The organism is Synechococcus sp. R55.4, from assembly GCF_047461935.1.
In the GTDB taxonomy this organism is placed as follows: domain Bacteria; phylum Cyanobacteriota; class Cyanobacteriia; order Thermostichales; family Thermostichaceae; genus Thermostichus.
Genome location: NZ_JANSIF010000080.1, coordinates 1 through 8,649 on the forward strand (window position 1 = coordinate 1; position 8,649 = coordinate 8,649).

Annotated in this window: 6 protein-coding genes and 1 pseudogene; 2 read left to right on the plus strand and 5 right to left on the minus strand. The window is 55.6% G+C overall.

Going from position 1 to position 8,649, the window contains the following annotated elements; all coding sequences use genetic code 11:
- Positions 1–395, plus strand: a pseudogene (locus tag NW842_RS13680) (hypothetical protein); the annotation flags it as partial.
- A 34-nt stretch (positions 396–429) separates the two neighbouring features.
- Here NW842_RS13680 and NW842_RS13685 read toward each other — a convergent pair.
- The gene (locus NW842_RS13685; RefSeq protein WP_011433368.1) at positions 430–660 is read right to left on the minus strand and encodes a DUF2555 domain-containing protein; all 231 of its coding nucleotides are present in this window, start codon (positions 658–660) and stop codon (positions 430–432) included.
- A 236-nt stretch (positions 661–896) separates the two neighbouring features.
- Here NW842_RS13685 and NW842_RS13690 point away from each other — a divergent pair, with 236 nt between their 5' ends.
- Positions 897–2,675 (plus strand): flavin reductase, encoded by a 1,779-nt coding sequence (locus NW842_RS13690; protein WP_414375114.1) that lies wholly within the window; start codon positions 897–899, stop codon positions 2,673–2,675.
- Here the strand turns inward: NW842_RS13690 and NW842_RS13695 are convergent.
- The 4 genes from NW842_RS13695 to NW842_RS13710 form a co-directional block, all read right to left on the minus strand.
- Positions 2,653–3,225: a Uma2 family endonuclease gene (locus NW842_RS13695; protein WP_414375112.1), complete on the minus strand. Its 573-nt coding sequence runs from the start codon at positions 3,223–3,225 to the stop codon at positions 2,653–2,655. The two genes, NW842_RS13690 and NW842_RS13695, sit on opposite strands and share 23 nt — an antisense overlap.
- 80 nt (positions 3,226–3,305) lie before the next feature.
- A complete protein-coding gene (locus NW842_RS13700) occupies positions 3,306–7,046 on the minus strand; it encodes a PAS domain S-box protein (RefSeq protein WP_414418254.1) in 3,741 nt (1,246 codons plus the stop codon).
- 182 nt (positions 7,047–7,228) lie between these two features.
- Positions 7,229–7,801, minus strand: a complete 573-nt coding sequence (locus NW842_RS13705; protein WP_414418255.1) for a hypothetical protein — start codon at positions 7,799–7,801, stop codon at positions 7,229–7,231.
- Positions 7,802–7,894: 93 nt separating this feature from the next.
- A complete protein-coding gene (locus tag NW842_RS13710; protein ID WP_414350202.1) occupies positions 7,895–8,509 on the minus strand; it encodes a Uma2 family endonuclease in 615 nt (204 codons plus the stop codon).
- Positions 8,510–8,649 lie beyond the last annotated feature (140 nt).

An 8,649-nucleotide genomic window follows, 5' to 3' on the forward strand; every position in this document is an offset into this window, starting at 1 on the left:
AGGAGCTGCGTCAGTCCATCCAAGAAAGCCGCGCCCAGTCTGCCGAGGAGAACGCCGCCCGTCTGCGGGAAATCGAGGAGCTGCGTCAGTCCATCCAAGAAAGCCGCGCCGAATTTGCCGAACAAGCTGCTGCCCAAGCTCAAAGCCTGCGAGAGCTACAGCAAGTTGTCAGCGAGACCCGCTCTGACTTAGCTCACCTTGCCGAGTGGGCAGAGGAAGTGACTCAAGCTCTGGTTACCCTCACCGCCCTACAACGAGAGCACGAACGCGCCATTCAGGCCATCAACCAACGGCAGGCGGAAACGGATCAGAGGTTCAACGTTCTCCTTGAAGAAGTGCGCTACCTGATTCGCCGGCAAGGCTCTGACGGAAATCCTCCCCCCTCGTTGCCCTGAGCACTGGGATCCCTTCGGAACTGCGAAGACAGTCCTAATCTTCATCCACTTCCCACTCCAACAGGTGTGCATAGGGAGCCACCAAGTGGGGAGCATAAAAGGCAACGGCTCGAAGGGCATGCCAGTCTTCCAAGCAGCCAAAGACGGTCGGATACTCATTGCGCTCCAACCGCTCTGCAATTGCCGCCACATCAGCTTCAGTAAACTGGCGGGGATCCATCCCCTTGGTAGGGGCCTCCACTTTGGACTTGGATCGGGCAGACATAGGCAGCCTGAACACGCTACAAGCCGATCTTAGCCTCTTCCTTTTTGCCCGGCCGACTTTGAAAAAACTTGACACACTCCCCACCTCAATCGCTTGCTTCTTGCGCAGTTGTGAGGACGGGGCCTCAGACTTAACTTTTGGGCAAGCCGGGCCGTGGGCTCCCAAACTCTGAAAAGGGATCCCCATTCCTCCAGTTTCGTGGCAAGGTGAGGACAGATACCGCATCGGAGGCTGCTATGGAGAGCAAGATCCCCGCCCGCGATGTCCAAGTTGCCCTTATCGGCCCGTCCACGCTGGTTCTCCGCTCCCGCACCTGGGATCGCCTGAAGTTTGAGCTGGAATACGCTCGGCAACGGGGCACCACTGCCAATAGCTACCTCATCCAGGCCCGCCAAACCCTTCTCATCGATCCTCCGGGGGAATCGTTCACCAGCATCTTTTTAGAAGAGTTGGCCCAACACCAGTACCTGCAGCGGTTGGACTTTATTTTGCTCAGCCACGTCAACTTTAACCGCATTGCCACTCTCAAGGCCCTATTGCCTCTGGCTCCCTACGCGATGGTGCTCTGCTCCAAGCCGGGATCCATTACGCTACGGGCCGCCTTTGAAGAGATGGATCCCTTGCCCCGCAGTCGCGACGAAGAAGAAGCCGCCGATCTGGGCATTTTCTACAATGGCGACCAGTCTTTCCGTTTGCGGGTCATCCGGGATGGGGATCGCCTGGATTTGGGAGAAGGGCATGAGTTGCACTTTCGCACCGTGCCCACGCCCCGCCACCCAGATGCCCTCTGTACCTACGATCCGGCCACCGGGATCCTCTACACCGATAAGCTGTTCGGCGCCCACGTGTGCGATGAGCAAGTGTTTGACGAACATTGGCGGCAGCTCAGCGAAGACCGCCGCTACTACTTCGACTGTTTGCACCGCAACCAATTGTCCCAGGTGAAGGCAGCCCTGGCCAAGTTGGAAGAATTTCCCGCCCAAATCTATGCCCCTGCCCACGGCCCCTTGGTGCGCCACAGCCTGCGGCGCTTGCGGCTGGACTACCACACTTGGTGCGAAGAGGATCCCGGCGAGCAGCGGGTAGCTCTCCTATACACTTCCGCTTACGGAAATACAGGCTTGATGGCCATGGCTATAGCCCAAGGGCTGGAGCGGGCCGGCGTTAAGGTGGAGCGGATCAACTGCGAATGGTCCACTCCGGAGGAGATCGCCCAAGCTCTGGAGCGCTGCCAAGGGTTTGTTATCGGATCCCCGACTTTGGCCGGCCATCCTCCTGTGCAGATCCAAACCGCCCTTGGCATCATCCTTTCTTCAGTTCCCACCACCCGATTGGCCGGGGTTTTCGGCTCCTACGGCTGGAGCGGAGAAGCGGTGGATCTCATCGAGAGTAAGTTGCTCAATGCCGGCTTTTCCTTGGGGTTTGAGACGATCCGCGCCAAGTTTAAGCCCACCCCTGAAATCCTGGAAGCCTGTCAAGAGGCGGGATCCCAGTTTGCTCAGGCCCTGCGCAAAGCCAAACGAGCCCGCGCCCCTCGCCAAACCAGCAGCGAAACTCAGGCGGATCGGGTTGGGCAAGCCCTGAGCCGGGTGGTGGGATCCCTGTGTGTAGTCACCGCCCTGCAAGGAGAGACCCGCCGTGGCTTTCTCACCTGGTCGGTGGCCCAGGCTAGCTTCAATCCACCGGGGCTAACCCTGTCGGTGAACAAGGAACAAGAAGCCGAATTGCTGACCTATCCCCAGGCCCCCTTTGTGCTTAACATCTTGCGGGAAGGCAAGGGCAGCAACTTGCAGCGGCACTTTCAGCGGCCCCAGCGCCCTGGAGAAGATCGGTTTGCCGGCTTGGCCACGGCCACTGCTGAGAATGGCTGCCCCATTTTGTTGGACGCCTTAGCTTACCTGGAGTGCCGTGTGAAAACTTGGATGGACTGCGGGGATCGCTACCTGGTCTATGCCGAGGTGGAACGGGGCAAGGTGCTGGATCCCACGGGGGTTACGGCCATGCGGCGGGGGTAGTGTATTGGAGAACAAAGATTTGTTGTGGAGTCAATGCTAACTGGATCCCATCGATCACCTTGAGCTGACGATCTGCTCGGCAAATTTCCGGCTCTTGTTGAGGGGCAAATATCAAAATAGAGTAATCGTCTAAATCCACCATCCACCCTAATTTGCTGCCGTGCTTTAGACAATGCAGGATATTATCGATTACACGGCTTACCCTTTGACCCGGCGAAAGAATTTCGATAATCCAGTCGGGTGCTGCGGTGAAGTCATCTTCTGGCTCGCCTGTTTCACTGAGGCGAATTCGATCCCACGCAATTACAGCAATATCGGGAACAATGGAACGACCGGCAAAAGTGCATCGCAATTCGGGTAGGGCAGTATAGTCGGTGGTGCTGCCGTCAACCTCAGCCAAAAGGCGTTTTTGCAAAATGGAATGGCGGACTTTGGGCAGCGGTTTTTGAATGGCAACTCCATCCACGTACTCCCATGCCGGAGACTCTTCTATGTGAGGCAACTTGAGGAAGTCTTCAAGAGTGAGAGCCAAATCTAGGCGAGTTGTCATAGGTTTAGGCAAAGCCCCCCCGGATCCCTGCCAGTACTGTATCCCAAACCCCAAAGCGAGGGGGAGCGGTGGAGTAGGGGTTAAAACTGCGGCAATTGGGGTAGATGGAGCGTAAAAGTCGTCCAACCGGCAGAGCTGTTGACCTCAATGGATCCCCTCAGTTGATCCACCATTTGTTTCACCAAAGCCAAGCCCAGACCGGTGCCCCCTTCTTTCCAAGGATCATGGCTGGGGATCCGGTAAAAACGATCGAAAATGCGGGTGAGTTCCTCAGCCGGGATCTCTTGGCTATTCCTGACTTGGATGCGAGTTCGGTTGGCCTCAACCCTGACTTCTAGGCGGATGGATCCCTGGCCGGGGGTGTATTTCACCGCGTTGTGTAGCAGCTCCCGCAGGATACGCCCCAAAAGGAGAGGATCTGTGGTGATGCTGCTCTCCAGAGGCACGTTGGCTTGAAAGGTTTGCCCCTTAGTACGGGCGCGTTCGCCAATAGCCAACAGCAAATCCCCCAACAAGGCTTCCCAGGTCAGCGTTTGCAGATTCAAAGCATAGGCTCCTGCCTCTAGCCGCTGCAAATCCAACAGGTCATTGATCAGCTCGATCTCCCGTTGGCATTCCCGCTGGGCGATGGATAGGTACTGGGCCTGCTTCTCCCTCGCAGGGGCAACTTGCAGCATGTGCAACGCCATTTTCATGCTGGCTAGAGGAGTGCGCAGCTCGTGGCTGACGGTGCTGATAAAGTCATCTTTGAGGCGGTTGAGGCGCTCTAGGGCTTGCACCTGCTCTTGGGCCGCTCGGAACAGGCGGGCCTGGCGCAGCCCGATGGCGCACTGATTGGCCACCTGCTGGATAAGCTGCATCTCCTGCTGGTCGAAAGAACGCTCAGCTGAGCGAAAGATCCACAGATCCCCTAGCACTTGGCCTTTATCCGGCAGGGGGCAAGCCATGACCACCTGGCGCTTTTCCACTGTCTTTTCTGGATAGTAGAAGCAAAAAAGGCAGGGCTGTCCTGCGAGCAATTGTTGATGAACATCGTCGTAAGGCCCACCCTTTATGGATATGGAAATGTTCAGGGAGGAATTGGAGCGGGGGCAGTACTCGTAGCTGATGGTGGAAAGGGTGAGATCGGCGTTGTAAAGGCCAATATCGCAGCCATCTGCATTTAGGTTTTCTCCCAGCTCGCGCAGAGCGGTGTTGAGAATTTCAGCTTCATCCAGAGAGTCGCGCACCCGGTCAGTGATGCGTTTCAGCAGGGCCTCAAATTGCAGGGATCGCTGCAACTCAGAGGTGCGTTGCCGAACCTTTTCTTCCAAGGTTTGATTGAGGGCTTGCAGTTGTTCACATAACTGGGCCTGTTGCAACGCGATGGCTAATTGATCGCTCAGCTCTTGTAAAAGCCGGATTTCCCACTCTTGCCAAGGGCGGCTGGATTGGCAGTGCTGTGCCACCAGAAGGTCCCAGAGATCCTCTCCCCGCCGAATTGGGATCACCAAGTTGGCTTGGGCCTGGAAAGATTCCAAGAGCTCCCGATAGCAAGGATCCAAATTGGCCGTCGCCACGTTGGCTATGGCTTGCACAAAGCCCTCTTGGTACTTGCGGTAGCAAGGATCCTGGCGAAGGCAAGCATCCCACACCCGGCGGCCCAAGTGGCTGGGCCAGGGATCCGCCACCGACTCAGCAGCTACAAACCCCCCTACACCTTCCTGCAACTGATAGATCATCACCCGATCTACCTGGAGAAACTCTCGCACTTCCGCAACCGTTGTTTCCAAGAGGGTTTGCAAGTCCAAAGCTTGGCGGATCCGCCGCAATAAGGCCCCCAACAGTCGCTCCCGCTCTGCCTCTTGCCGAAGCACTTCTTGAGCTTCTTTGAGGGGGGTGATGTCCACAACAACACCGAAAACGGCATAGGGATCCCCTTGCTGATCCCGCAGGGCAAACTTGGTGACCCACTGGGTCAATCTCTTGCCATCGCGGAAAAAGGTTCGCTCGTAGCTGACAGGATGCGGAGATTGCAGGACTTTTTGATCCTGATCTCGAAATTCTAGAGCCTCTTCTGATGCGAACAGCTCACTATCCAACTTTCCAAAGAGCTCTTCTGCCTTGCAGCCTCTCTGTTGTAGATAAGTCTTGTTTACATGAAGATAGCGCCCTTCCAGATCTTTGAGAAAGATAGAAAAAGGGATCCCGTCCAGAATAGCCCTAAGCCGAGCTTCGCTTTCTTGTAGAGCCAGCTCTGCTTCTTTCTGCTCCGTAATATCTTCGGTAATGCCAACAATACGGATAACCTCTTGCTGTTCGTTCAAGATGGGTCGGCAAGAAGTACGCAGCCAGCGCAGCCTGCCATCCCGATGGAAAATGCGGTAGGTGATCTGCTGGGTTTCTTGAGTGGCTCGGGCGGCCGCCTGCAGTACCCTTGGCAGATCTTCGGGATGGATCCTGTCTTTCCAGAGATCTGGCTTGCGGCGAAACTCTTCTGCTGTGTAACCCCAGATCTTCTCGCTTTGGGGGCTTTCGTAGAGAGACTGGCTCAAGTCTGCAGAATACACAAAGAAAACCACCGGTACAGCCTCTGCAATTTCCCGAAAGCGGGCCTCGCTCTCTCGCAAAGCCAGTTCCACCTGCTTTTGTTGGGTGATATCGCGGGTACTGGAAACGATCCCTTGCACAGAGGGATCCTCCAAAAGATTGGTGCAGAAGCTCTCCAGCCACACCCACTGGCCATCGGCGTGTTGGGCCCGGTAAATAAAGCTGAGTGTCTCGCCAGGTCGAGCCTTGAGTTGCTCAAGAGCATTAGCAACGTTCTGCCGATCCTCGGGGTGAACCCAATCCAAGGGTACGGCCTCTCCCTGATTGGGAGCACGCCCCAAAATTTTCTCAGCAGCCGGAGGATTTAAGGTATGCAGCAGACCTTGGGCATCGATCCGACACAAAATGTCGTGGCTGTTGTTGAGGAAGGCGCGAAAACGCTCTTCTTGTTCCCACACCTCCTGTTCCAGCCGCTTTTGTTCGGTGATATCTAGGACAATGCCGATAAGTCCCAAACCTTTAGACTGATCCTGAAGCTTTACAGCGAAGCGATAGGTGTAGCGCTCCTGGCCTTGAATCATTTCCTTACCTTCGAATTGGCAAAACCCTTGCCGCTCTACGTCGGATAGAACTTGAGAGGTGTACTCCGGCCAGTGAGGATATTCTCGAGCCACCTCCTCCAAAGAAGTGCCCAGCAGATCACCAAACCAGGCGCGGTCGGTGGCATTTTGCAAAATCAGCACTCCCTGGGGATCCCTGGCCCACACCGCCAATGGCAGGGCATCCAACAAGATGCGCAGTTGGGCCTCCCGCAGCCGCAGGTTTTCTTCCAACTGTTTCTTCTCGGTAATGTCTCGGCCCACGCCGCGAATAAACTGCAAGCGGCCCCGCCGGTCAAAAATGCCTTGGTGGATCCACTCAAACCACCGCACCTGCCCCGCTGCATCCGCCACTCTGCTAATCCGGGTAAAGGTGGGCTGCTGAGGGGTAAGGTGGGCTATCTTTTGCTGCGCCTGCTCCTGCTCTTCTGCCAGCAGCACGTCGATCCAGCGCCTGCCCCGCCAATCCCCCAAGATTTTCTGGCAAGCTTCGTTACATTCCACCACCGTCGTATCTGCACGCGCCAGCATGATGACATCGGGAAAACCCACCTGATCCCGCTGCAGCCAGCGCTTTTGCCAGTACATCACCACGGCCAGTGAGGATCCCCAAAGGAGCAGCCAAAGCCATCCGGGCAGAGTGTTTCGGTCGAGTAAGGTGTTTAGGTTGACTAGATCCCAGGAGGCGCTCATGAAGGTTGTCGATTAAGTTAAGTTTAGAAAGTGTCAAGGAGTGCACTGCTTTTCGGTAGCATTTCTAACCCAGGATCGAGCACTGTGCCAACAATTCCCCATCTCCCCGAAAACTCCCCGAAAAGGAGAGCAAAGTTTGAGTCTACTGGAACGGTGGGGCAGTATCCTCGAAAAGGGGGCTTTCAGGGTGAAGAGTTGTTTCTTAGGTTTCCTGAGTGTTCGGATAGATAGTTCTGAATCCAGCGCACCAGCCGCTGAGAGAGCACGAAAGCTTCTGGTTCGTCCCCTTTGATGCCGACTTGGCTGCTAAAGCAGGCGATGACCTCCTCGTTCAGCTCCGGTTTAGAAGGATCGCTGTGAAACTGCAGCCGCACTTGGCTTTGGACCTGGAAACTCTCTTGAGCTTGGTTGTCCAAAACCTCCTGGCCTACCCGATGTACCCGCACCCCTTGCAACTGGGCCAAGGGATAAGAAAACACCTGCTGCCGCCAAAAGCCCCAAGGGCCACCCAGCCGGGTCAAGGTCACCCGTTGGCTTTGGCAATCTAGATTCAGGATCTGCCCCAACCCCCAAGGGATCCCAGCCCACAGGCCCATCCCCCACAGCGGCGAACGGGCCCACAGTTGGGATCCCAAAATTAGCAGCACCAAGCCCCCTGCCGCCCGCCAAGCCAGTTGCTGAGAGGTAAACCGCTGTAGGGCAATGCGCAGCCGTTTGGGATTGCGCTCCAGAACCTGCGGATAGACCGGTGCCATGAAATGGGATCCCACTGCTTAGGCTAGCTTAACAGGGGTTGCTTTTCCCTAGGCGCTGAAGGCATCTTATCCGGGCATTGCGTTGGTGAAAAACTACAACTCCGGCTCGGCAAAAAACTCTGATAAATCCAGCGCAAATCCAGGGATCACCTCTCCACCTTCCAGGATGTCGCCGGGTTTCTTCAATGCTTCAGGCTCAGGCCGGCGATAGACCAGAACGTATTTCTCTTCAGGATGAATGATCCAGACCAGCCGGGATCCATTCTCAAAATACTCAACGAGCCTATCATGGATCTCTCCAACGGTGTTGGCATCGGAGAGAACTTCTACAGCCAAGTCTGGGGATCCCTCAATATAACCCCTTGGGATCCCGCCCAGAGATTGCAGCCGTTCTTTGGAAAAGAAAGAACAATCTGGAGAACGGCGATTGCCGGATTTCATTTTGAAGGAAGTATCGGAATCGAAGGTAAATCCAATCCTTTGACTGCGAACGTAGGAGCCCAGAATGATGTGAATCAAACTTACGTAGTACCCATGCTTTGCACCTGCCGAGCCCACGGTAACCAGTTCTCCGTTCACAACCTCATAGCGATTGCCATCCTCCGGTAAAGCCATAAACTCTTCGTCAGTCCAAATTTTTCGAGAAGCTGCCGGAGAACTATCAGCAGGTGCCTCGGCCAATTTTTCTCTTTCCAAAACCTCGACCATCATGACCTCCGCAATGAAAAACGGCTAAACCAACCAAGGGAGCCGGTCTGGGGTCAACACATCGTAAACTACCCGGCTCCGACCGCTAAGCGGTACGGAGCGGGCTTTCAGTAGCCCTGAGCCTGCTCTGCTCTACCAGA